The following is a 23164-nucleotide window of genomic DNA, read 5'->3' as shown; positions in this document are numbered from 1 at the left end:
GGCCGCGCGGGGCGATGCGCCGCGCGCCGCGCGGGCCGCCGAACTGTGGGAAGAGGTGAACGCTACGATCCGCGAGGCGGAGACCTTCAACCTCGACCGCAAGCAGCATGCGGCCGGGCTGGCGGCCCGCCTCAACGCCGCTTTCCGGACCTGACAGGCATCTCGGGCTGGCATGCGCCGGCCCGATGCGCTATGCCCGCTGTTGAATTTCGTCGGGACGAGACCCGACGCTTTCGACCATACCCCAGACGCCTTGGAAACCCTCCCTTATGGCCCGCGACAAGTTCTACATCACGACCCCCATTTTCTACCCGAACGGCAAGCCGCATATCGGCCACGCCTACACCGTCATTGCGACCGACGCGATGGCGCGCTTCCAGCGGCTCGACGGCAAGGATGTGTTCTTCCTGTCCGGCACCGACGAGCACGGGCTGAAAATGCAGCAGACGGCCGACAAGGAAGGCCTCACCGCCCAGGAGCTGGCCGACCGCAACTCCGCCATCTTCCGCACCATGGTCGAGGCTGTCGGCGGCTCCAACGACCAGTTCATCCGCACGACCGAGGCGCGCCACCGCGATGCCTGCCAGGCCATCTGGCAGAAGATGGCCGACAATGGCGACATCTACCTGGACCGTTATTCGGGCTGGTACTCCGTCCGCCAGGAAGCCTATTTCGACGAGAGCGAGACGACGGTCGGCGAAGACGGCGTGCGCCGCGAGCCGCTCGGCTCGCCGGTCGAATGGAACGAGGAGGAGACCTATTTCTTCCGTCTCTCGGCCTATCAGGACCGCCTCATCGCCCATTACGAGGAAAATCCGGACTTCATCGGCCCGGCCGAACGGCGCAATGAGGTGATGAGCTTCGTGCGCTCGGGCCTGAAAGACCTGTCCATCTCCCGCTCGACCTTCAAATGGGGCATTCCCGTGCCTGGCGACGAGAAGCACGTGATGTATGTCTGGGTCGACGCGCTGACCAACTACATCACCGCCGCCGGCTATCCCGACACGACGTCCAAGAGCTGGGCCTATTGGCCAGCCGACGTCCATGTGATCGGCAAGGACATCGTCCGCTTCCACGCCGTGTACTGGCCGGCGTTCCTGATGTCGGCCGGGATCGCGCTTCCCAGCCGCGTCTATGCCCACGGCTTCCTGTTCAACCGCGGCGAGAAGATGTCGAAATCGGTCGGCAACGTCGTCGATCCCTTCGCGCTGATCGAGCATTACGGGCTCGACCAGGTGCGCTATTTCTTCCTGCGCGAGGTGCCGTTCGGCCAGGACGGCAGCTACAGCCACGATGCCATCGTCAACCGTACCAATGCCGATCTTGCCAACGATCTCGGCAATCTGGCGCAGCGCTCGCTGTCGATGATTGCTAAGAATTGCGACGGCAAGGTGCCCGAGAAGGGCGAGCTCGCCGAAGCGGACCGTGCCATCCTGGCGGCCGCCGCCGAAGCGTTGCCGGCAGCGCGCAAGGCCATGGACAGCCAGGCGATCCACACCGCCCTGGCGGCGATCTTCGCCGTCGTCGCCGATGCCAACCGCTATTTCGCCGCTCAGGAGCCCTGGGCGCTGAAGAAGACGGACCCGGCGCGCATGCAGACGGTGCTCTACACCACCGCCGAGATCCTGCGCCGCGTCGCCATCCTCTGCCAGCCCTTCATTCCGGCCTCCGCCGGCAAGCTGCTCGACACACTTGCCGTGCCGGCACAAATGCGCGGTTTCGCCGCGGTTGCCGACGCCGATGCGATGCTCGCCTCGGGCGCCCCGCTGCCGGCGCCCCAGCCGATCTTCCCGCGCTATGTGGAGCCGAAGAAGGAAGGCGAGGAGGCATAGCCGGATGCTGATCGACAGCCATTGCCATCTCGATTTCCCCGATTTCGAGGAGGAGCGGCAGGACGTCATCGAGCGCGCGCGCCAGGCGGGCGTCGGCCTGATGGTGACGATCTCGACGCGTGTGCGCCGCTTCGACGGCGTGCGCGCCATCGCCGAGGCGCATGAGGACGTCTTCTGCTCGGTCGGCACCCATCCGCACAATGCCGACGAGGAGCTCGACGTCACCGTCGAGGATCTCGTGCGGCTCGCCGAGCATCCGAAGGTGGTGGCGATCGGCGAGGCCGGGCTCGACTATTTTTACGACAAGGCGCCGCGCGCGGCGCAGGCGCAAGGGTTTCGCACCCACATCGCCGCGGCACGCCAGACCGGTCTGCCGCTCGTCATCCACGCGCGCAACGCCGACGACGACATGATCGCCATCCTCGAGGAGGAAACGGGGAAGGGGGCCTTCCCCTTCATCCTGCATTGCTTTTCCTCCGGCGCGGCCCTCGCCGCCGCCGGCGTCCGGCTCGGCGGTTATGTCTCCTTCTCGGGCATCCTGACCTTCAGGAATTCCGAGGCGCTGCGCGCCATCGCCGCCACGGTTCCGCACGAGCGGCTGCTGGTGGAGACCGACGCGCCTTATCTTGCCCCGGTTCCCAAGCGCGGCAAGCGCAACGAGCCGGCTTTCGTCGCCCATACGGCACATGTTCTGGCCGAGACCATCGGCCTCGACGACGCCGCGCTCGCCGATCTGACAACCGGAAATTTCTTCCGGCTCTTCCGGAAAGTGCCTCGGGAACGGCGTCCGTGAGCGACCTGCTGCGCCTCACCATATTGGGATGCGGCTCCTCGCCCGGCACGCCGCGCATCACCGGCGACTGGGGTGCCTGCGACCCCGCCAATCCGAAAAATCGCCGCCGCCGCTGCGCGGCTCTGATCCAGCGCATCGCGGCCGATGGCGGTGTGACGAGCGTCGCCGTCGACACCGGGCCTGATTTCCGCGAGCAGATGATTGATGCCGGCGTCACCGCGCTCGATGCCGCCGTCTACACCCATCCGCACGCGGACCACATCCACGGCATTGACGACCTGCGCGGCTTCGTCATCAGCCAGCGGCAGCTGATGGACGTCTATGCCGACCGGCCGACGCTCTCGCGGCTGCGCGAGGCCTTCAACTACTGCTTCGAGACGCCGCCGGGCAGCAACTATCCGCCGATCCTGCGCGCCAACGCCATCAGCCACGAGGAAGCGTTCACGATCACGGGTGAGGGCGGTCCTCTGACCTTTCGGCCGCTGCCGCAGATCCATGGCGACATCCTCTCGCTCGGCTACCGCATCGGCGGCCTCGCCTATTGCCCCGATGTCAGCGATTTCCCCCGCGAGACGGTGCCGCTTCTTAAAGATGCCGACGTGCTGGTCATCGATGCGCTGCAATATCGGACGCATCCGAGCCATTTCTCGCTGAGCGAGGCGCTGCAATGGATCGACAGGCTCACGCCGCGCCGTGCCATCCTGACCCACATGCACACGCCGCTCGACTACGACACGGTTCAACGCGAAACGCCGGATCACGTCGAACCTGCCTATGATGGCCTGGTGGTTGAGCTTCCTGTATCACAGCATTGATATGCAAGGATAATCCATGAGCAAGAGCCTCAATCGCGTGCAAGCCTCCGCCGATGCTGCCGGCCTTGCGATCGAGATCAGGCGCATGGGAGACTCGACGCGCACGGCCGAGGAAGCGGCCCGGCAATGCGGCTGCAGCGTCGCGCAGATCGTCAAATCGCTCATCTTCGAAGGCGAAGAGAGCGGCAGGCTCCACCTGTTTCTGGTTTCCGGCATTCATCAGCTCGATCTCGCCAAGGCGGCGACGCTCGTCGGCGAGGCTCTGAGGCGCGCCGATCCGCGGCGCATCCGCGACGAGACCGGCTTTGCCATCGGCGGCGTTTCGCCGCTCGGTCAGCCGGACAACGTGCCGCGCTTCGGCGACGAGTCCTTGCTGGGCTTCGACATCGTCTGGGCGGCAGCCGGCGCGCACGACGCCGTGTTCGCCGCCGAACCCGGTGCCTTGTTCCGTGCCGCCAACGTGCGCTCGAGCGACATCGTCACGTGACCACGGCCCCATACGGGCGCTGGCCCGATCGCAACGCGACGGCATGACTGTAACCGCTTGACATCAAAGCAGGTACTGGCGTCGCTCCGCGCGGCTGCCGAGCGGCCGCTCATTACCAGGCGGGTTGCGAAACAATAAAAACCGAACGTAGCCCTCTAATCACGCTGCCGGCTGAAATCAGCGTGTAGGAGATATCGGACGGCTCACCATGCTCCACATGCGCTTCCGTTTGCTTTTGATTTTCGATGTATTCGGTCATGGTGAGGAGGACAGACAATATTGAAGATGCTGAACCTGTATCTCCAAAATATAATGCCGGATATATCGGCTCAATATGATCGGAAAGAAAGAATGAATTGAGCCGATGAATGGAAAAGGACAACTCAGTTGCTCTATATCTGCTGTTGTTCCAATCGGAATACCACTGCGCGATCCTTCGCGTGCCCCTTGATTCAAGGGCCATCTCGCAGGCGGCGAAGGCGGCATCGCTCAGGGCGCTGAAGCGTGTTTCGTCTTCCGCGAGCTCCGTGACGTCCTCTATCGCGTTTCCAGCCCCGCAAACGACAATGCCGTCCGTACCGGGGTCGTCCGCCTGCATCGGTGCCAACAGCATCAGCCCGGCCGCTTCCCCCGGGACCAGGCCGAATTGCGTGGTCTTGCTGAAAAGTCGCCGTTCGTCATTCAATGCGTTGAGGCGTGATCTATCGTTGTAGCTGTCGACAGCGGCGATCAGAAAAAACGGTCCCTCAGCGCTCCGGGGGGCTTTCAGGGCATCCGTCAGCGCGGAGCCAACCCCTGCATGTCCCGATGCCCTTATGCTTTCGTCTTCCACTATCAAGCCAGGGCCTGCGGCCAGCGCCTGCCGGATGTTGGCACAGAGTGCTTCGCCGAGGAGAGCGAGGCCGGATCGCGTCAGCCCCTCATTCTCACTGACCTCTGGGAGGATGAGCATCAAGGAGGCCCTTCTTCCGCGCAGCCCGTCGACATGGACGCTGCTGCCCAACCGCGTCACCAGGTCGTCGATTGCTTCCGCCATCAGCTCCGTCGCGCGGACGTCGAAGGACGAGATCGTTCGGCCGTCGCGGAAGGCACAGAGCTGCGGGCGGAAGTTGCTGTCGAGGAAAGCTTCATTGGCGAAGAAAGCGGATCTGAGTTCCGCTTGCTTGGCGAATGTCTCCTCAAACGTGGGAGCAAAGGCGCTGGACAGCCCACTTTCGATGAGTTTCAGCCGCAAGGTATCGCTCATTTCAAGCATCTACGGAAATTGTCAGGCCTGCAGCTCTTCCTCCGGACAAGCAGTTGGCGAGCTCTACAATTCCGTAGTACTCGTCCCTATAGTCGTCCACGACGATCTCGGTTCTATCGTCATCTGCCGAGCGCGCGAACAGCTCTGCATCGCCTCCGAACTCGTCGATCTTGGAGACGCTGCGAAAACAGCCGCTGTCGCAAAGTCGAAGAAACGCATCTTCGAGGGCATCAAGGTCTGCATCGGGAAACGCAGGCGCCGATGCGTTGGACGCGACGGTGAGACGCTCGCCCTCGCAACATGTCGTGACATCGGCGGGCAAGTCGCCTTGGGGAATGACGATTTCATCATCCGCCAGGTAGACGTCAAAATCCTGGCGGGTGGAAAGACGGCTATCGACACCCTTAAGGGACGCGATGCGAATGGAGGTGACGACTTCGGAGAAGACCAGCCTGGCCGGTAGCGCATCGGCATCGTCACCCAGGGTCGCCTTGGCGCTTTCATGGGCGGCCAAGGGCGTGTGATGCAAATTGGCGATCATCCGCACGGCGGCGACCAGGACGTTATGATGAAGACCGCTGGCTTTAGCTGTCAGTACGAACCCATTGGCTGGTGACCAGTCGAGCGACAGCGAAGCGGTGTTCCGTTGGGGGAAGTGCGACCACGCGAAGAAACCCGCTCGCAGGGCGCTTTCCAGATCCCGAACTCCGTCCTCGATGGATTCGCGATTTTCACCGGAATACGAAGAGGAATATCCGACCTCGATCGCGAACCTGTGCAGATAGAGCGGAATGGGACCGGCTGGTCCGGTCAGGATTGAAGCGAGCTGATCTGCAGCCATGCCTTGCACTTTCCTGGATCGTGGGAGCGAACGATGTGGTTTTCGTGGTGCCTACAACAAGCGCGCCAAATAGGTCTCGATCTTGTCGGCATGGTGTGGATCGTGAGTGTTTCCGCCGAACATGAATGCCTTCGCCGCGCTCTCCGGATAGCGGATCGGTGCGAGTTGTTTGGCAACCGTGCTGTATGCGGTAATGTCCTCGCCCCGATTGACATCTCCCCAGATGGGTTGGACCCCGGCCGTTATGGCCAAAACGTGTTCCGACTGTTCGACGGAGATGTTCTCTGCCTCCCGCAACGCAGGAATCGCATCAGGAATTCTCGACCAGTATTCGCGCCCGATCAGCGTTCTCCAGCCGATGTCGGCGATGCCCGGCTTCTCGTCCTTCTGCCAGCGATGGGACGACCCTTCCCGCCGAATCCCGTCCATGACCATCGACGGGCTGATCTCTATGCTGGTTCGATAGCGGCGAACGCCTTCTCCAAGCTTGAACTCGAGGCTGCTCTTGTAGGGAGGCAGGAACATGCCCATTCCCATGACGCCCCATATGACTTGCGCATCCATCAGCAGCCGCGTGATGTCATCGGCAAAGGCAACCGCAAGCGCGGCATCGTCGCGGATGTCGATCTCAAGGAAGCAGACGTCGCTGCGCTGCTCCACCGCGAAATAAGGCAGAGCGGGCTCCTCGAACGCATCCAGCGCATAGCCGTATCTGCGCAATCCCTGGCCGTATTCGGTGGCATTGCTGTCGAAGAATTGCCGCCCCTGCTTCTGCAGAGTGGGATTCATCCATCGTATTTTTCCGGCGTGCCCCGGGAAATTGTAGGAGGTCACGTTCGCCGCTTCGCCGAACGAAGCCTCAAAGAGCTCGTAGGTCCCTGCCAATGCCGGCTTGTTTTTCGCGGCATGGATCTCGCCCGCCAATATGGCGATAACTCGGAATGCAGGCACGGCGATCGGCTCGCCTTCATAGATGAGAAAGTCAACCATCGAGACCTCCTTCTTAGCGTTATGCGGATGGGACAACGCGGCCCTTCTTGTCACATGCGCATGTAGCGTTGTCGACTTTCTTGGGCTGCTGTCCGGAGGCTTTTCTGTAGGCTTCCTCTTGCTTCTGCTTGTTTTGCCAATCGTCCTGATAGCCCGTTGCCGGGTCATCGAACTTATAGTCGTAGATGTCGAGGAGCTCGCCGTTGGGCCCTTCGATCGCTACGTCGGGAACCACCTTTATAGCCTGGTCCATGATCATGTCGGACTTCTTGATCATGTCGTAGATTTCGTAGCCCGTGTAGACGGCGTCGGCCACATCGACGATGGTGGAAATGACGTTGAGGCCCGGGACCAGTTTGAGCCAGGCTTTGCCCGCCATCTTCGTGGCTTTCTGGACGATCTTGCGTTTAATGAGCTTGTCGACCTGCCGCTTGATGGCTCTTTCCAGGCCAGCCCGATCGTAAATCTTGCGCGCGCCGTCAAAAAGCTTGTCGGCCGTGGCGTAGAACGCTTTCTCGGCGCGGCCGACCGCTCCCGGATAGCGTTGCCCGATCGCGCGCGAGAGCGGGCCGTTGCGTCGCGAAAGCGCAGCGTTGGTTCTCTGTTTAGCGACCTCCGAGGGTTTTGGGCACTGACCGCCCCGTCGCTTGCAGGCGTGCCATTCCTCACGGGTCTGACAGAAGATCTTGCAGAGCTCCTTCATCACGTCGCTGAGACCGGCTGGCGGTTCGTAATGGCCTCCGACGCCGGAGATGCAGTTCTTGTTGTTCATGAACAGCTTGTCGGAGAGCCGACAGATGTTCTTTCCCTCGACATAGACGTTGGGGGAGTAGGTGATCCACGTGGATTCGTGCATGTTGGTGCCTGATGCGACACCTTTCTGTGTGCCCGACTGGTCGCCATAGCCCGGCGTATGCGCCGAACCCTTGATGGCGATGGAGTTTCCGCCGTCGGCAAAGACCGTGCGCGAGCCGCGGATCAGATCCCGCGAGTAGGAGATGATGCTGTAAGGGACCGGGACGGGTCCCGAGGGCGTCAGGCAGACGTCGGGAGTCGAGTTCTTCTCGTATCCGGGCGTTCCCTTGTGGGAGACCGTGAAGCCATTGGCGACGACTGTATGACTCATGTCGGCATCTCCGCACTCATCGGATCGAAGCGGCCCACATCTTGTGGACGGACGCGAAAGCCCGTGTGTCCACGCAAGGCGATCTCGCTTTCGTCCACCAGAACATCATTGGCAGCCGCCTGTATGGGCAGGGCGCCGCAATAGGTCAGCGTCACCAGCCCCTGGGCAGCAAGCAGATGGATTGTCTGGAGCCTCATTTCGGTTTCCTGCCACTTGCCCTTGAAGCGCGTGAACAGCTCGAACTCGAGCCTTGGAAGCTCGCCGACGAATACGCCCGCGTCGGGTTCGGCGTTTTTCACCATGATGTTGGTGAGCGTGACACGAGATCCCGCGGCGGGTTCGGCCTCCAACTGCTGGTCCGCGTCGACGCATTGCCAGTATCGCAGATCGAAATCGTCCGGCAGCAGCGGCGATTTGCGCCGCATCCATGTCTCGTCATAGGTCCCGGAATATTGCGCCCGCCGCGGCCGCTCCTTGGGCAAACAGGCAAGGGAAACCGGCGTCAGCAGTTCGTCCCACCGATCCACGGTCTTACCCGCCTCGACAATTCGCGGCAGGAGCTTGCCGTGGGCCGCCTGCCGGGAGGTCCAGAAGCCCCGGCCGATGGGATTTTCCGCATATTCCTCCGCGCGGGCCGCGCCGGACTCCCGGTCACTGCCGCCAAAAGCGTTGCAGAAGCCCAGCAGGACGCTGTCGTTGTCACCGATCCGCTCGGGCCGCAGCCGGTCCGACCAGCGCATGGGAGGCAGGACAGTGACCGTCTTGCTCCAGTCGCCGATCGACACGCCTGCATCGAACAATTCACCAGGGGCCGTGTTCTGGGGAGGACGGCTGTGGGCGGTGACCACCACGTCGGGTCGCTGCTTTGGGAAGCAGATGTCGTTGTCGGCCAGCAGATCCGTACTTTCAGGAGGACCCCGATAAACAGGCTCGCGAAAGAGCGCAATCTGTTCCGGTTCGAACAGGCATGGTCGTTCATGGCGCATGAGAAATGTCGCCTTTACCCAGACGAGCCAGTACGCTTTTCCGTCCTTGTCGCGATCGAAGCCCGAGAAGACGGAAAATGGCGTCCTGTTCGTGACGTCCCACATCTCCAAACCTCTTGGTTCAGTTGAGATCGACGATGGCACCGCGCAGGGCCGCTCGGCCGTTTGACTCGACAATGATGTCGTCGCCCGTGATGCGGATTCGACCATCCGGGTGCAATTGTAGCTGCGAGCGACCGCATTTGAGCGTGATCGGCTGAATCTGTTGCGATCCGGTCGGCCCGGTTGTCGAATTCCCTGCTAGCGCCGTCGCCATCGCCTCGAGCGGCAAATGACCCAGCACCAGCAGGGCCGTCGACGTGCCATCCATTTCGACACAGACCGCGAAGCTGCCGACGACATCGTCGGTGAACTTTTGTGGACACAGGACCGGTCTTCCGCCGCAGTCGGCCAGTTGAACATCTCCGTTCGCCGATACGGCTTTGATAAGATGGAGAACGAGGGGAAGCGTTGTCCCTGTCCGGTCCCTGACCTGTGTCAACAGAGTGGAAGTGCTGAGAGAAAGCTCATGTTTCATCTGCTTGATCCAGAACTGGTTGGCGGCGGAAGCGGAGAGACGGGTCAGTGTCCCAGGGGTCTAAAATTCAGCCCGTCGAGAAAGTCTTGCGGACCGTACATCAGGGACAGGCGAATGGCTGCATGGGCAGAGGTGCCAACCACCCGGCTCTGAAAAGCAGGTCCTGGGCTTCGGCGTCGAAGCTTCGATTTTGCGGCGTGAATTGTAAGGGCCAATATCATTCGAAACCTTCGCCAGCCGTCCCTATATGTGACTTCCCTGTTGTCATCGTCATCATTGTTTTTCAATTTTTGATCTATTTCCTCCTTCTAATGAGCACGTAAATCGGGCTGATAGCCACAACGAGCAAGGCAAAAATAGAAGAATAAAATATCAGGTTGTCATTGTATCCAACCAGTGCCGTCGACGAAAAGAAATAAATTAAAATCACATACACCACCAGAAATATCGCTGCATTTATAAGTCTTTTCTTGTTTGAAAGCATAGAATCGATCAATATTCTATCATAGGAGAAAATACCTGTTGCGGCATTACGTTACTCCATATGTAAGCTCCATAAGTACCAACGCGGACGCCGCGATGAGCGGCAGGCATCACATCCTCTTATCGTTCATTCGAAATCCTTGGCGCGTTGTTTCCAGTAATCCGCCATCCATTTACGCGACGTCTCGTTGCCCACGTCTTCTCCCGCGCTTGCTGCGGCCTGTTCACTTCGCAAATCCTGTACGACCCGTTCAACCTCCTTCAGTAAGAAGGCGCCAAAACTATCTGCAAGCCTGTCCTTGCCATGCTTGATGCCACCCGCCGGTATTTCGTAGACTGGTGCTTCGCCGTCCGTACCGGTCTCGGCGCAATCAAGGACGAAGGTGGGACCGTAGCCCGCAACCATAAAATCGACCATTTGGTCGGAGATAAGTCCTTTCTTTCTGTCTTCTTCGGTTGCGAAGACAACATTGGGTATGCTCTTGCCGTCGACCCCGCTTGGGGTCCATCCGTAGACCTCAATGCCTTCAAAGCTCATGATGCCGAACTGCGACAGCATAGCCCGATAAGACAGCGGCAAACTGACACCGAGCCGAGCCTCGATGGCGGCAATATCTGCACTGGTTGCGCTGACTGTCGAGAAAATCTCGATGCCGGCGTCTCTCAGGCGGCGGATCGCTTCTTCATAGTTCTTCATGGACGGAGCGTAATTCATTAGCCTCATTGAAATATTCGGCCCTAGGTGCACATTTAATCGCGGAAATTTCAGAGAAGCCTTTAATCAGCTCCGTATTCGCAAAGCAGGAGGACGCGTTCTTTGAAAAAATAGATATCGCCACCGGATCTCCACAATTTGTAATATGGCTCATGATTAAGGGGGAATTTTATGGTGCTCTCAATTATGTACCGCGTTATCCCAGGGTATTTTGTAAGAAAAAGCACAGCCTCATTAAGAGCAAACATATAAGACCCGAGCGAATTCAATTCATCAATGAATCTATTCTCAATTACGCTCAAAGCCTCTGAGTGAGGGAATGGTTCACCTCTGATAGCGTCATAGAAATCTGAATTTCTATACACAATTTGAAATTTCTCGGAAAGAACTTCATTGGACACGTGAGCTTGACCAATACTTATAAGATATTTTGATAAATTCCGTCTATATTCTTCAGCAAATTCTCGTATGCTGGAAAGAGGGCGCCAGTTCTCTTTCCTGGGAACCACATAAAGGCCGGAGTTATCGTTCTCCGAGAGTAGTTCCTGCAATCGTTTAATAAGTATCTGACCGTTAGGCAGACTTGCGAATGCTTCTTGGAGAAAGGCGTCATCTCCGTTACGCGGGATAAAGTCCGCGAACTCACTCTCATCAAGTTCGCTCTCGCCTTCCAGCTCGCGCTTCCAATCTTGCAGTGTTGCCATTGAAAATTCTCCTCGTCAGTGAGAGTCGAGTATCAGATCTCTCAAGGGGGCGGGAAAGCTGTTGGGGCCATCATCGAGCCATCCATAGGAGAACTCTTCCAGACGGCTCAACAAGTCATTTCGATCGGTAGCGTCCTCAATCGCTTTTTTTAGCGCGTTGTGCATCCTACCCGCCCCTTCACCGGTCTTGCCTTCATCGGTCGTGTGCCGCCATCTTTCGTTGGTTCCCGGAATTGGCCCGGCAGCTTCCTTGGTGGGTGTTGTCATCGCCTTGATCTCATCCATGGTGAAGCCCAGTTCCTTCAGCTTCGGTCCCATGCTGGTCATCAGCCACTCGTGAAGGCCGCCGGGAGATCTCACCTCTGCCTTGATCTTATTCCTGATAGCTCGGTCCTTCCAAAGCATATCGAGCTCTTCTGGGCTGAGATCATTCCACCAAGAATTGAACTCGCCACTGGAATAGGATGGAACCTTTCCGTTCGGCACCAGTTCGTCTTTGGTGCGCATGGCAGGGGCCGGACTATTGTCGTTATCCCTGCTTCGGCCATTTTGCCCATCGGGTCGCGGTTCGGTCGCAGGACCGTCCTTGATCGTGTTGTTACGATCCGGAAGAACGCCGCCGACCTGATTCTCTTGTGGTTTGCCGTATTTTCCCTCAAGAGCAGCGGTCGACCAGGACTGTGAGCCGATGCTCCTTCCTTTGTCGATTGATATGATATCGACCTTATGGAGCCCCTCCCGCGTCAACCGATAGGCAAAACGCACGCCTTTCAGAGCTACCCCGCCTATCACGATTTCGCCTGCGAGAAAAAGGCCGTCTATTCCGGTCTTAGCTACCGCATTCGCTAGACCGCATTCTTCCCACGCCTTGACGAAGGCTTGCCACTTCTCTGAGAAGTATGAGCTGATGCGATCTGCGGTTCTTGCAGCCGCTGCTTGCGCGGCCTCATTAAGTTGCCGATTGGATTCAGCAATATCTTCGTTGACGGCACCGGCGATCGCGCGTTGACTGCCCCCAAATCCAGCGCCAATCAGTATCGCAAGATCGCTTAGCCAACCTCCGCTCTCGACGGCTTCGCCCAGCGCGGTCGCGATTGCATTGCGAAACGCCTCATCCGTTGCGAGCTTGTAGAGCATCTCCGCAAGCGCGGCATATTCATAGAATTTTGCAGCCGTGTAGTCGATGATTGAGCAATTGGCCTGCGCGTGGTTTGAAACCGGCTCGTCGAGCGCCAGATATTCCCGTTCTTCGCGCGCGAGCCTAGCAGCAGCTTCCGCAAGTTCGGGATGGCTCTCGCGAATCCAGGGGTCGGTTGCCGCACGTTCGTAACCACCGCTTTGGACGCTGTAGTTCGCTTCCATCACTGCCGGGATCGGCATCCCAGCCCCCACTCGATTGAGGGTTTGCTCATATGCCAATCGCGCGTCCAGATACTCCTGCTTCTCTCGCAGGAAACGCGCTTCGTCCAGGCGATCTGGTTCGGCCATGCCGTTCAATCCGTGATCGACCGCTCAAGGGAAGTCAGATGATCGGTATTAAAGAAGGCTTGGAGAACTTCAGGAGAGAGGCCGATGACACCAAGCGACTGCCGTTCGATCAACGGCATAACGGCTGGAGCCGCTAAGCCCGATATGCCGAGTTCGGCCACCATGATCGCCATAACTGCAGCAAGGTTCGGGTCTTCAATCCGACTTCCAGCCGCATCGGCGAACAGCGCCATGGTTTTCTCGAGTCGCGATTGTCCTGATACATATATATCCCGCATGCTTGAGGCTGGTTTGACACCAGCAGCATCGAAGAGATTTCGACGCTTCGCGTTCCGCTGCGCGAGATTTTCCCTGTTGGCCGATATCCAAGCCCCGGAGATTATCTTGAGTGCCATGGCCGTTTGCTAATCTAGTTGAGGTCTATTTTCTTGCTGTCCATCTTGATAGAAGATGAGCCTTCTACGACTATATTGACCCCTTTCAGGGTAATGTTCCCATCGCGATCCAGAACTAGAGAGGATTTCCCAACAACTAGTTCGTATTTCTCGCCTACGTGTGTAACCTTATTGTTCCCAACTTCCTGCCAAGCAGCAACGGCAATGCTCTCGTTGATCACCCCTCCAACTGTCACTTGGTAGCCGCCTCCAATGGTCAGCGCCTTCGCGGCTCCGACGATCTCGGTCGACGAAAGCATTACCGTTTCCGCCTTGTTCTTACCGACGCCGATGACCATGTTGCCCTCACCCATGGTAGCTGGTGAGAGGAAGCCGAGCCTGTCGGTGAAAACTCCAAGTTTATCCGTCAGCAGGTTGCCCATTTTATCGCGCAGTATTCCCATTGCGGCTGTCACGCCTTTTTGAAGAATGTTGGGGCCAACCATGAGCGTCATGTTGCCACCGATGATTTCATGATGGTTGTTGCCCACCTCTATCGTCTTGTTGTGGCCGATCGATTCCGACTGGTTGTTGTCTATCCGCTTGGAGCGGGAATTCTCGACGTGGATGCGATTGTCACGCTGAGCATGCAGGTAGACTTCCTCGCGCCCCGCCTCGTCCTCGAAGGAAAGCTCGTTGAAGCCTTGTCCCTTGTGGGTGTTGGTCCGGAACACGCTCTTCGTCTTGTTGGCGGGCAGGTCATAGGGAACCTTGTTGTCCGGATTGGGCACGAAACCGACAATCAGCGGCTTGTCGGGATCGCCGTCGATGAAAGCGACCATCACCTCCATGCCGATACGCGGGACGATCTGGCCGCCCCAGCCACCGCCCGCCCAGTTCTGCGCCACCCGCACCCAGCAGGTGTCGGTTCCATCCTTCTTGGCGTAACGGTCCCACGGAAACCACAGCTTCACGCGGCCGTACTGATCGGGGTGGATTTCCTCGCCGGCGGGGCCGGCCACGATGGCAACCTGCGTTCCCTCGATGCGTGGTCTTCTCGTCGCACGATGCGGGGTGCCCGGAACACTGGACGGAATGGCTTGGAATTCGTTCTTGTACTCCAGGCTGTCGGCGTTGGTCTCGTAGGAGCGGTCGACCACCTCGTGGCGGATCGAAACGATCACGTGCTCTTCGAAAGCGGCTTCCGGATTGGCGACGTCATAAGGCGTAAAGCGTCGGCCGGGCTCGATCACGCGGACGGTCGACGCCCCCGAAACGCGCAGATGGTCGGCTTCGGTCGATTGCATGCGCAGCTTCTCGGCGCGCTCGGCGGCCTCCATCGACGGTGCGCGCGCCGGGAACTCATAGAGCTCGCGCTTGATCGCATCCGGCATCTGGACCAGCGACGGCGTGGCCGAGATCGGGACGATCTTGGGGGTCTCGAAGTTCCAGTCCGCGCCGGCGCGCTGGCCCGGCACATAGGCGAAGCGCCGGGTCCAGCTCGTGATGTGGTTGCGGTCGGTCGAGCCGTAGGAGAAACGCACCCGCGCCTCGCCCTGTGCAGAAGGGGAGGGACCCGCCCAGGAGCCCGGGCTGTCGGCCACCTGCAGGCGGTGGCTGCCGTCCTCGTGGCTGAACCAGAAGAAGAGGCCGTCTTCCTCGAAGCGCCGCAGCAGATAGTCGAGATCCGTCTCGTTCCATTGCACCGAATAGTGCTGGGCCGGTGGCGGGGTGATGACACCGGATACGTCGGGTGTCGGCAGACCGTGTTCCGACAGCAGTTCCTGGACGATGTCGAGCGACGTCTTGTCCATCCAGATACGACAGTTCGAGCGTCGCGAGAGCAGCCACAGCTGGGGGCGAAGGACGAGCGTGTAGGAGCGCATGCCGCGCGTGACCGGTGGTCCCTCGCTCAGTTCGGTGACCAGGCCGTTGAAGGGGCGGCGTACGCCGCCGTCATCGTCCTGCTGCACTTCGAGCGAAACGTCGACCAGCCTGCCGATCAGTTCTTCAGGTTTGATGTCGTCGCGTTTGGCGCGCGCCGAAACGACGATCTCAAAGAGGGACGATACGCCCTCGGCGATCGTCGCGCGTTCCGGCAGAAGCTGATCCTCGCCGAGCGGCGATATGATCCTCAGAATGCGATTTGCCTGGATGAAATCGGCTGCGGGGGGCTGATCGTTCATCGCAAAGAGGTGCTCCTTGCTTCAGGGAAGCGGGTGAAACATAGGCCGATCTCTTCAGCCGACCGCCGAATACTCGTTCGCAAACGCCCGCTGAAAATTTTCAAGCAAGGTGCGTCGGTCGAATTGCTGCAGCACGCGGAAACGGTCGGTTTCGCTGTTGTAGTAGGCGGCGGCCATCGGGGTTTCTTCACCGCGCTGAATGAACGGCACCGAATCGTTGCCGTAGAGAACCCTGCGCGGGGCGGGGTCCTCGCCATAAAGATCGATGAAATTCAGCGAGACGCTTCTCTTGAACTTCTCAAGCGCCGATGCCCGGAAGATATTCTTCTTGCCGGTATACACATGCATGATCGACAACTTGCCGTTGGGCACGCTGACAAGCTGCTTGCCCGGCGTTATCCACTCGGTGAGCAGCTCGCGAAACCCCGGCATGTTTTGAAGCTTTTCGCCCTTGAAGTAGATGTCCTCGACCCGCGCCAATGTGTAGACATAGCGCATCACCTGAAGATGCTGTGTTCCCACAGCCTTGATGCCGCGCGTCTTGATGCTGGGTGCAACCATGCCGAAGAGGCTTTCGGTCGACGTGTATTCCACGATGAGGTGTTGCGGCGTCAGTGACACCTTGTCGATTGGTAATGCGCCCATTGTTGCAATCCTTCCCTGCTGATGACTGCGTTTGTCGGCGTTCTTTCCAACTCATCGAGCAATCGCTCGAACTTCGCGCTCGTCGCTCATCTGACGCCGAAACCTCACCGATACGGGGTCGGAACGACCCCGTATCGGCCTTGGCGTGCGCCGGTCAGGCAGCTTTGGTCGTAGCCAGGTCGTAGGACGCTATCATCGGCGACTGCGGCGAGTGGTTGTCGTCGTACGGGGTGTACTTGACTTCCATTTTGGTGAAGTTGAGCCGCACCGTCTCGACCGGACGGTCGCCGGTGGAATCGACCGAGTAGCTGGCGATCAGCGTGTTGGTCAGCGCGTACTCAATATAGGTGTCGCCCGGGTTGCCGGTCGTCACCATATGGATGACGGCACGTTTGCCGGTACGGCCGGAGCATGCTTCCTGGAAAAGCTTGGTGGAGGACGAGTCGCTCACCTTGGTGAGGACGATCTCCGAGACCGAAGGCTCAGAGGCCTCGCGGTTTGCGGCAGAGCCCGCAGACGTGTTCATGTTGCGGGTGACATCCCAGTGAATCGCCTCGATATCCATCCACTTGCGGTGCTGCTCATGCGTGGCATCGCCCTGAATGCCGTCGATCTGCAGATAAATCGGCATGCTCTAATCTCTCCTGTTCAATCGCCTGGTTGCGTCAAGGCTTCGTCGCCTTTCTGATGGATGCTGCACCCGGAGCTGCATCTTCCTCATCCGGTGCGGCTTCATTCGCCCGTCGCGACTGTGCGTCGGCGAATTCGCTTTCGACCCTGGGTTCGGCCTGCGCGATGCGGAACCCCTGGTCGTCAAACCCAACTTCGACATGCGCGAACTTCTCCCGCCCGGCCAGGGCATCCAGGAAGAAGGTCGAAAGGACGGGCAGCAGATCGCGTGCGATCATGCTTTCAATGGCGCGGGCGCCCAGTTCGCTCGTCTGCGCGCGCGCGAGCAACGCCTCGCGCGCCTTCGCGCTCATCGCCAGTTCCGTCCCGTAGGCCGCCCGCAGACGGGCCGCTATCCGCGAAAGCTGGATGTCGATGATCTTCGACAGGACATCGGCGCCGAGCGGCATGAAGGGCAGTACGGTCGTGCGCCCGACGAAGGCCGGCTTGAAGTGCTTTTGCAGTTCGGGCAGCAGCAGCTTTTCGAGCGCTTCGCCTTCCGGCATGGATTCCGGATCCGCCGCCAGCGCCGCCAAGGTTTCAGAACCCGTGTTGGCGGTCATCAGGATGGTCGTGTTCTTGAAGTCGATGTCGCGGCCTTCGCCGTCGCGCAGCGTACCCTTGTCGAACACCTGGTAGAAGATTTCCTGGACGCCAGGATGCGCCTTGTCGATCTCGTCGAGGAGCAACACACCAAAGGGGCGGCGGCGCACGGCTTCCGTCAGAACGCCGCCCTCGCCATATCCGACATAGCCGGGCGGCGAGCCGAGGAGCATGGAGATCTTATGTTCTTCCTTGAACTCCGACATGTTGATCGTTGTCAGGTGCTGGCTGCCGCCATAAAGCACGTCGGCCAGCGCCAGCGCCGTCTCGGTCTTGCCGGTGCCCGACATGCCGATAAGCAGGAACACGGCAGGCGGGCGCCGTGGATCGTTGAGGCCGGCGCGCGCGCTGCGCATGGCGGCGCTTATCCGGTCGATCGCGGCATCCTGGCCGATGACGCGCGCCTTCAATCGTTCGTCCAGCGTCTTGACGGCGTTGATCTGGTCGGAAAGCAGCTTGCCGACGGGAATGCCCGTCCAGCGCGACACCAGAGCGGCGATGACCGATCGGTCGACGACACGGGGGACCAGCGCCGTCTCCTGCCTTGCCTGCGCAAGCTTGCGTTCGGCCGCCGCGAGCGCCGCTCGCGCGCCATCGCCCGTATTGTCTGGGAAGGGGGCGATGTTGTCGGGCGCAGGGGTTCCCGTTCCTTCCGCCTGGTTGTCGCAGGCAAGCAGCGCCTCGATACGGTCGGCTTCGCGGACGAGCTGCATTTCCTCGTCGTAGCGCCCTGCGATGTCCGCACGCTCTTCCTGCAGCGCGGCAAGGCGGGTCTCGATCTCGGTGGCTCTGGCGCGGTTTTCCTCGGTCGCCGGTTCGCGCGCAAGCCAGTCGGCTTCCTTGCCCAGCAATCCGGCCTCTGCATCGAGGGCCGTCAAGGCCTCCGGCAAGGTCTGGCGGGCAAGCGCCACCGAGGCTGCGGCCGTATCGATGAGGCTGATCGCCTTGTCGGGAAGCTGCCGAGCAGGGATGTAGCGCGCGGAAAGCTGGACGGCAGCGGCGAGCGCGTCGTCACGGACCTTCACGCCGTGGTGACGCATGAACGCGTCGGCGACGCCGCGCAGCATACGGATCGCCGTTTCCTCATCGGGTTCGTCGATCTTCACCGTCTGGAAACGCCGGGTGAGGGCGGCATCCCGTTCGATATAGCGCTTGTATTCGCTCCAAGTGGTCGCGGCGACCGTGCGCAGTTCGCCGCGCGCCAGCGACGGCTTGAGGATGTTGGCTGCATCGCCCTGACCGGCCTGGCCGCCGGCGCCGATCAGGCTGTGCGCTTCATCGATGAAGAGAATGATCGGCTGGGCCGATTTCTTCACCGCTTCGACAACGCCGTGCAGGCGCCGCTCGAATTCGCCCTTCACCCCGGCACCTGCCTGCAGCAGGGTGAGATCGAGCGACAGCAAGCGGATATCAGCCAGCATTCTCGGCACGTCGCCGGAGGCGATCGCAAGCGCCAGCGCCTCGGCGACGGCAGTCTTGCCGACACCGGCTTCACCGACCAGGATCGGATTGTTCTGCCGGCGCCGCATGAGCACATCGATGACCTGCCGCAACTCACGATCCCGCCCAATCACCGGATCGATCCGCCCGGCGCGCGCATCCGCCGTCATGTCCTGCGTATAAAGGGTCAGGAAATCATCACCCGGGCCTGCGACGGGCGCGCCCATGCCGGCTGCAGATCGCTCGTCGGTCGCCTGCGAAGCCAGTTCTGCCTCCAGCTTGCGAAGATCGGCATCGCGGAGGGACGGAAGCGTCGAGCGCGCGAGCAATCGCAAGCTCTGTTCGCTCAGAAGCGCGCTGATGATGTCTCCCGGGACAATGCGGTCGCGACCGAACTGCAGCGAAGCGACAAGCCAAGCCTCGCGGGCAAGGGTCAGCGTGTTCTGCGACAGGGTCAACGCGGCGCCGTCTCCGCGTGGGAGATCCTGCACCGCAATGTCAAGTTCCTGTAATAATTGCGAAGAATTGATACCGATGGAGCTGACGAGGGCGCGTGGCTCCTCGAGGTCAATGAGACTCCTTAGCCAGTGAAATAGTTCAACTGTACTATGCGCGTGGCGCGCTGCAAGGGAGGCTGCCGCTTCAAGGGAAACGCTGGAATCAACATCAAGCGTCCTCACCAGACGATTGAGATCAATGTTTGCCGGCATTGCCCGGGTTCCCCGCCTTCGTTGAATACAACCTTACGCAGCAATTCCGGCGACAATTACGATGTTAAAGATAGCTTGGGTAGAAATGCAGCAATCACGAATTGTTACGGAAAATTTCATGTAATACTTTGACTCGGTCACGCATCTGTCATATTTGACAATCTACATCATTAAGGTGAAAATCAAAAAAACGGCTTAAGCTGACATGAATTCGGAGGCGCCATGCTTGCGAAGCGTGGAGATATTTCAAAGAGGATAAATAGAGAGGCCTATTGCGGCATCAATATCAGAAATGACTCTAAGCATAGCGAAATATACTACAAAATAAAAGATGCAAGAAGTTCCGCCAGGAGTCTCGAGCGTAACGTTGGGCCGGGCGAGCCGATGCGGCTCGCACCCGAGTGGCACGACGTAAACAACTTCGGATTGCAAGTTCTGGAGCACGTCAGCAAGGACGTCGAAATCCTCGCCTGGGTGGCTGAGGCGCAGATCCGGCTGAACGGCTTTTCCGGGCTGCGTGATTTATTCTTGTCATGTTGTTCACTTTTTGCCGAGCACTGGGAAGATATTCATTCTGTGGAAACCGATGACGTCGCGGAAAAAGTCGGACCGTTTGCAGGTCTCAATGGAGTGAGCGGCGAGGGGACCCTTATCCAGGCGATACGCCTTGCCCCGCTGATCCCAGGTGCGGGCTTTGCCCGGTTCACGCTTTGGGACTACCAGCTTGCGCAGCGCGAGAATGAGATCGAGCGGCGCGAGATGCTTTACGACGAAGCCCAGGAGGTCGGCCAGGCGGCTATGGCCGAGCATCTGAAGACCGTCACCGGCTGCCTCGAAGCGTATGAACGTCTCGTGTCCATCCTCGACGAGCAGTGCGGCGATGCAGCACCGCCCAGTGCGAATACGCGCAACGTGCTTTTCGAGGCCGCGGCAGCAATTCGCGTGCTGGCGGGGCTTTCGGATCAGGTGCAGGTGGCGCCGGTCAGCGAAGCCGCCGCGGCGGAGACGGCGGCGCCAGACCAGGCCGACCCCGGTGGCAACACCGTTGGCGAGCACCTTCCGCACATGATCAATTCGCGCGAAGAAGCTTTCGAGATTCTCCTGTCAGTTGCCCGCTTCTTCCGCCGCAGCGAACCGCATTCGCCGATCTCGATGTCGATCGAGACGCTGGTGCGGCGCGGTCGCATGGATTTTTCTGAACTGCTCGCTGAACTCCTGCCGGAGCCGCAGGCACGAAAGTCTGTCCTGACGGCGGCGGGCATCCAGCCGAAATCAGAGGGTGAAAGCTGACACCACGACAGCGATCAGGGGGCCGAGCGGTGCGAGGCCTTGAAGACATTACCAAGAAATGGGCCACCCGGCGGTGGTTGCGAATGAGGGAGACCATCGAGAATGGCAAGTGTTCACGAAAAGCTGGAGCGGGTACGCAAGCCCCGCGTTCACATCAAATACGAAGTCGAGACCGAGGGCGCCATGGTGGTGAAGGAGTTACCCTTCGTCGTCGGTGTGCTCGGCGATTTCTCGGGCGATCCGACCCAGCCGCTGAAGCCGTTCGGCGAGCGCAAGTTCGTCCAGATCGACCGTGACAATTTCGACGACGTGATGCGCCGGATGACCCCGGGCCTCAACATCTCCGTCGAGAACACGCTCGAAGACAACGGCACGAACATGGACGTGTCGCTGAAGTTCGAGAGCCTCGAGGATTTCGAACCCGGATCGGTCGTCGATCAGGTTCCGGCACTCAAGTCGCTGCTCGACGCCCGCAATCAGCTTCGCGATCTGATGAGCAAGGCCGACCGTTCGGAAGACCTCGAGCGCATGCTGGAAGACATCCTGCAGAACCAGACAGATCTCAGCAAGCTGGTGAGTGAACTCCAGAGCCGCAACGGCGGCACCGCCGGCAACTGACGGCGTTGACGAAAGGGCGATACGATGAGCGTTGAAACTCAAGTCAAGTCCGGCGAGACCACTGCTCTCGACGGCGAGGAAGGCCTGCTCTCAAAGGTCGTCGCGGCGACCCGTCAGACCGAGCCGGAGCGTGCCCATAACCTGCTGCAGACGCTGACCGACCAGGCGTTGAAGGGCACTGTCGTCTACGATCGCAATCTGACGATCACCCTCAACAATGCGATCGCCGAGATCGATCGCACCATCTCCAAGCAGCTCTCGGTCATCATGCAGGCGCCGGAATTCACCAAGCTCGAGGGCGCCTGGCGAGGTCTGCACTATCTCGTCTCGAACTCGGAAACGAGTGCGAACCTGAAGATCCGTGTGCTCAACGCAACCAAGCGCGAAATCTCCAAGGACCTGTCCAAGGCGGTCGAATTCGACCAGTCGCGCCTGTTCAAGGCGATCTACGAGGACGAGTTCGGCACGCCGGGCGGTGAACCGCTGGGGGCCATCGTCGGCGATTACGAGTTCGACAACTCGTTCGAGGACGTGCAGATGCTGCAAAGCATGTCGTCCATCGCCGCCGCCGCCTTCGCCCCGTTCATCGCGGCCGCAAGCCCGCACATGTTCGGCTTCGAGGATTTCCGCGATCTCGCGCGTCCGCGCGATCTCGAAAAGATCTTCGAGACCGTCGAATATGCAAAATGGCGCTCGCTGCGCGACAGCGACGACGCCCGTTTCGTCACGCTCGCCATGCCCCGGGTGCTGGCCCGCATGCCCTACGGTCCGCAGACCAACGCGATCGACGAGTTCAACTACGACGAGACCGGCGGCTCCAAGAACGGCGAACTGCCGCATGAAAGCTATTGCTGGATGAATGCGGCCTATGTGATGGGCGCGCGGCTGACCGACGCTTTCGCCAGGAGCGGCTGGTGCACGGCGATCCGCGGGGCCGAGAACGGCGGCAAGGTCGAGAACCTGCCGATGCACATCTTCGCCAGCGACGATGGCGATCTCGACCTGAAATGCCCGACGGAAGTGGGGATCACGGACCGCCGCGATGCCGAACTCGGCAAGCTCGGCTTCCTGCCGCTCTGCCACTATAAGAACACCGACTACGCCGTGTTCTTTGGCGCGCAGACCGTCCACAAGCCGAAGGTCTACGACCGGCCTGAGGCGACCGCCAACGCGGCCGTGTCGGCGCGCCTGCCCTACATGATGGCCACCTCGCGCTTTGCGCACTACCTCAAGGTCATGGGCCGCGACAAGATCGGCTCTTTCATGGAGGCGGAGGACTGCGAGGCCTGGCTGAACCGCTGGATCTCGAACTACGTCAACGCCAATGACGACGCGGGCGAGGAATCGCGGGCGAAATATCCGCTGCGCGAGGCCCGGGTGACGGTGCAGGAAATTCCCGGCAAGCCGGGCTCCTACAATGCCGTCGCATGGATGCGCCCCTGGCTGCAGATGGAGGAACTCACCACCTCGCTGCGCATGGTCGCCCGCATTCCGGCTAAGAACTAGAACTCCAGAGTAGCCCGCACCGGCCAGCCGGTGCGGGCTG

General features: G+C 60.0%; 21 protein-coding genes. 7 read left to right on the top strand and 14 right to left on the bottom strand.

Features of this window, described 5'->3' with window-relative positions; genetic code table 11:
* The first annotated feature begins 269 nt into the window (after window positions 1-269).
* From metG to NUU27_RS09090, 4 genes are read left to right on the top strand one after another with little or no spacing between them, the layout of a single operon-like run.
* Window positions 270-1832: a methionine--tRNA ligase gene (metG, locus tag NUU27_RS09105; protein ID WP_257761776.1), complete on the top strand. Its 1563-nt coding sequence runs from the start codon at window positions 270-272 to the stop codon at window positions 1830-1832.
* Window positions 1833-1836: 4 nt separating this feature from the next.
* Complete coding sequence (locus NUU27_RS09100) at window positions 1837-2625, top strand: TatD family hydrolase (RefSeq protein ID WP_257761775.1); 789 nt, start codon at window positions 1837-1839, stop codon at window positions 2623-2625.
* Window positions 2622-3440 (top strand): MBL fold metallo-hydrolase, encoded by an 819-nt coding sequence (locus tag NUU27_RS09095; RefSeq protein WP_257761774.1) that lies wholly within the window; start codon window positions 2622-2624, stop codon window positions 3438-3440. Before NUU27_RS09100 ends, NUU27_RS09095 begins: the two co-directional genes overlap by 4 nt.
* Before the next feature lie 16 nt (window positions 3441-3456).
* Window positions 3457-3927: a YbaK/EbsC family protein gene (locus NUU27_RS09090; protein ID WP_257761773.1), complete on the top strand. Its 471-nt coding sequence runs from the start codon at window positions 3457-3459 to the stop codon at window positions 3925-3927.
* A 112-nt stretch (window positions 3928-4039) separates the two neighbouring features.
* Here the strand turns inward: NUU27_RS09090 and NUU27_RS09085 are convergent, their stop codons facing one another.
* From NUU27_RS09085 to tssH, 14 genes are all read right to left on the bottom strand, one after another.
* Window positions 4040-5173: a hypothetical protein gene (locus tag NUU27_RS09085; RefSeq protein ID WP_257761772.1), complete on the bottom strand. Its 1134-nt coding sequence runs from the start codon at window positions 5171-5173 to the stop codon at window positions 4040-4042.
* A 1-nt stretch (window position 5174) separates the two neighbouring features.
* Complete coding sequence (locus tag NUU27_RS09080; protein ID WP_257761771.1) at window positions 5175-6014, bottom strand: hypothetical protein; 840 nt, start codon at window positions 6012-6014, stop codon at window positions 5175-5177.
* Between the two features lie 51 nt (window positions 6015-6065).
* The gene (locus NUU27_RS09075; protein ID WP_257761770.1) at window positions 6066-7004 is read right to left on the bottom strand and encodes a type VI immunity family protein; all 939 of its coding nucleotides are present in this window, start codon (window positions 7002-7004) and stop codon (window positions 6066-6068) included.
* A gap of 19 nt (window positions 7005-7023) precedes the next feature.
* Window positions 7024-8130: a DUF4150 domain-containing protein gene (locus tag NUU27_RS09070; RefSeq protein WP_257761769.1), complete on the bottom strand. Its 1107-nt coding sequence runs from the start codon at window positions 8128-8130 to the stop codon at window positions 7024-7026.
* Window positions 8127-9221 (bottom strand): DUF2169 domain-containing protein, encoded by a 1095-nt coding sequence (locus tag NUU27_RS09065; protein ID WP_257761768.1) that lies wholly within the window; start codon window positions 9219-9221, stop codon window positions 8127-8129. Before NUU27_RS09065 ends, NUU27_RS09070 begins: the two co-directional genes overlap by 4 nt.
* Before the next feature lie 16 nt (window positions 9222-9237).
* A complete protein-coding gene (locus tag NUU27_RS09060; RefSeq protein WP_257761767.1) occupies window positions 9238-9693 on the bottom strand; it encodes a hypothetical protein in 456 nt (151 codons plus the stop codon).
* A gap of 610 nt (window positions 9694-10303) precedes the next feature.
* The gene (locus tag NUU27_RS09055) at window positions 10304-10873 is read right to left on the bottom strand and encodes an SMI1/KNR4 family protein (protein ID WP_257761766.1); all 570 of its coding nucleotides are present in this window, start codon (window positions 10871-10873) and stop codon (window positions 10304-10306) included.
* A gap of 80 nt (window positions 10874-10953) precedes the next feature.
* Complete coding sequence (locus tag NUU27_RS09050; RefSeq protein ID WP_257761765.1) at window positions 10954-11595, bottom strand: hypothetical protein; 642 nt, start codon at window positions 11593-11595, stop codon at window positions 10954-10956.
* Window positions 11596-11610: 15 nt separating this feature from the next.
* Window positions 11611-13083: a hypothetical protein gene (locus NUU27_RS09045; RefSeq protein WP_257761764.1), complete on the bottom strand. Its 1473-nt coding sequence runs from the start codon at window positions 13081-13083 to the stop codon at window positions 11611-11613.
* Window positions 13084-13088: 5 nt separating this feature from the next.
* A complete protein-coding gene (locus NUU27_RS09040) occupies window positions 13089-13478 on the bottom strand; it encodes a hypothetical protein (RefSeq protein WP_257761763.1) in 390 nt (129 codons plus the stop codon).
* Window positions 13479-13492: 14 nt separating this feature from the next.
* Entirely contained in the window at window positions 13493-15643 is a 2151-nt protein-coding gene (locus NUU27_RS09035) for a type VI secretion system Vgr family protein (RefSeq protein ID WP_257761762.1), read from the bottom strand.
* A 54-nt stretch (window positions 15644-15697) separates the two neighbouring features.
* Window positions 15698-16264, bottom strand: coding sequence for a hypothetical protein (locus tag NUU27_RS09030; protein ID WP_257761761.1), 567 nt, complete (start codon window positions 16262-16264; stop codon window positions 15698-15700).
* A 178-nt stretch (window positions 16265-16442) separates the two neighbouring features.
* Window positions 16443-16919 (bottom strand): type VI secretion system tube protein Hcp, encoded by a 477-nt coding sequence (locus tag NUU27_RS09025; RefSeq protein ID WP_257761760.1) that lies wholly within the window; start codon window positions 16917-16919, stop codon window positions 16443-16445.
* 34 nt (window positions 16920-16953) lie between these two features.
* Window positions 16954-19710: a type VI secretion system ATPase TssH gene (tssH, locus tag NUU27_RS09020; protein ID WP_257761759.1), complete on the bottom strand. Its 2757-nt coding sequence runs from the start codon at window positions 19708-19710 to the stop codon at window positions 16954-16956.
* A gap of 222 nt (window positions 19711-19932) precedes the next feature.
* On the opposite strand from tssH, the gene tssA reads away from it, so the two are divergent.
* The 3 genes from tssA (at window position 19933) to tssC (ending at window position 23124) form a co-directional block, all read left to right on the top strand.
* The gene (gene tssA, locus NUU27_RS09015) at window positions 19933-21000 is read left to right on the top strand and encodes a type VI secretion system protein TssA (protein WP_257761758.1); all 1068 of its coding nucleotides are present in this window, start codon (window positions 19933-19935) and stop codon (window positions 20998-21000) included.
* 102 nt (window positions 21001-21102) lie between these two features.
* Window positions 21103-21618, top strand: a complete 516-nt coding sequence (gene tssB, locus NUU27_RS09010) for a type VI secretion system contractile sheath small subunit (RefSeq protein ID WP_257761757.1) — start codon at window positions 21103-21105, stop codon at window positions 21616-21618.
* 24 nt (window positions 21619-21642) lie between these two features.
* Window positions 21643-23124 (top strand): type VI secretion system contractile sheath large subunit, encoded by a 1482-nt coding sequence (gene tssC / locus NUU27_RS09005; RefSeq protein ID WP_257761756.1) that lies wholly within the window; start codon window positions 21643-21645, stop codon window positions 23122-23124.
* Window positions 23125-23164 lie beyond the last annotated feature (40 nt).

Source organism: Nitratireductor sp. ZSWI3, from assembly GCF_024655565.1.
Taxonomy (GTDB): Bacteria; Pseudomonadota; Alphaproteobacteria; order Rhizobiales; family Rhizobiaceae; genus Nitratireductor.
Note: the sequence above shows the minus strand (reverse complement) of the source record. Positions and strands in the feature narration are given on the sequence as shown.

Bases quoted from the DNA above. Each gene is read 5' to 3' on its own strand.
- metG (WP_257761776.1), top strand. From the start codon at position 270: ATGGCCCGCGACAAGTTCTACATCACGACCCCCATTTTCTACCCGAAC.
- NUU27_RS09100 (WP_257761775.1), top strand. From the start codon at position 1,837: ATGCTGATCGACAGCCATTGCCATCTCGATTTCCCCGATTTCGAGGAG.
- NUU27_RS09090 (WP_257761773.1), top strand. From the start codon at position 3,457: ATGAGCAAGAGCCTCAATCGCGTGCAAGCCTCCGCCGATGCTGCCGGC.
- NUU27_RS09085 (WP_257761772.1), bottom strand. From the start codon at position 5,173: ATGAGCGATACCTTGCGGCTGAAACTCATCGAAAGTGGGCTGTCCAGC.
- NUU27_RS09080 (WP_257761771.1), bottom strand. From the start codon at position 6,014: ATGGCTGCAGATCAGCTCGCTTCAATCCTGACCGGACCAGCCGGTCCC.
- NUU27_RS09075 (WP_257761770.1), bottom strand. From the start codon at position 7,004: ATGGTTGACTTTCTCATCTATGAAGGCGAGCCGATCGCCGTGCCTGCA.
- NUU27_RS09070 (WP_257761769.1), bottom strand. From the start codon at position 8,130: ATGAGTCATACAGTCGTCGCCAATGGCTTCACGGTCTCCCACAAGGGA.
- NUU27_RS09065 (WP_257761768.1), bottom strand. From the start codon at position 9,221: ATGTGGGACGTCACGAACAGGACGCCATTTTCCGTCTTCTCGGGCTTC.
- NUU27_RS09060 (WP_257761767.1), bottom strand. From the start codon at position 9,693: ATGAAACATGAGCTTTCTCTCAGCACTTCCACTCTGTTGACACAGGTC.
- NUU27_RS09055 (WP_257761766.1), bottom strand. From the start codon at position 10,873: ATGAAGAACTATGAAGAAGCGATCCGCCGCCTGAGAGACGCCGGCATC.
- NUU27_RS09050 (WP_257761765.1), bottom strand. From the start codon at position 11,595: ATGGCAACACTGCAAGATTGGAAGCGCGAGCTGGAAGGCGAGAGCGAA.
- NUU27_RS09045 (WP_257761764.1), bottom strand. From the start codon at position 13,083: ATGGCCGAACCAGATCGCCTGGACGAAGCGCGTTTCCTGCGAGAGAAG.
- NUU27_RS09040 (WP_257761763.1), bottom strand. From the start codon at position 13,478: ATGGCACTCAAGATAATCTCCGGGGCTTGGATATCGGCCAACAGGGAA.
- NUU27_RS09035 (WP_257761762.1), bottom strand. From the start codon at position 15,643: ATGAACGATCAGCCCCCCGCAGCCGATTTCATCCAGGCAAATCGCATT.
- NUU27_RS09025 (WP_257761760.1), bottom strand. From the start codon at position 16,919: ATGCCGATTTATCTGCAGATCGACGGCATTCAGGGCGATGCCACGCAT.
- tssH (WP_257761759.1), bottom strand. From the start codon at position 19,710: ATGCCGGCAAACATTGATCTCAATCGTCTGGTGAGGACGCTTGATGTT.
- tssA (WP_257761758.1), top strand. From the start codon at position 19,933: ATGCTTGCGAAGCGTGGAGATATTTCAAAGAGGATAAATAGAGAGGCC.
- tssB (WP_257761757.1), top strand. From the start codon at position 21,103: ATGGCAAGTGTTCACGAAAAGCTGGAGCGGGTACGCAAGCCCCGCGTT.
- tssC (WP_257761756.1), top strand. From the start codon at position 21,643: ATGAGCGTTGAAACTCAAGTCAAGTCCGGCGAGACCACTGCTCTCGAC.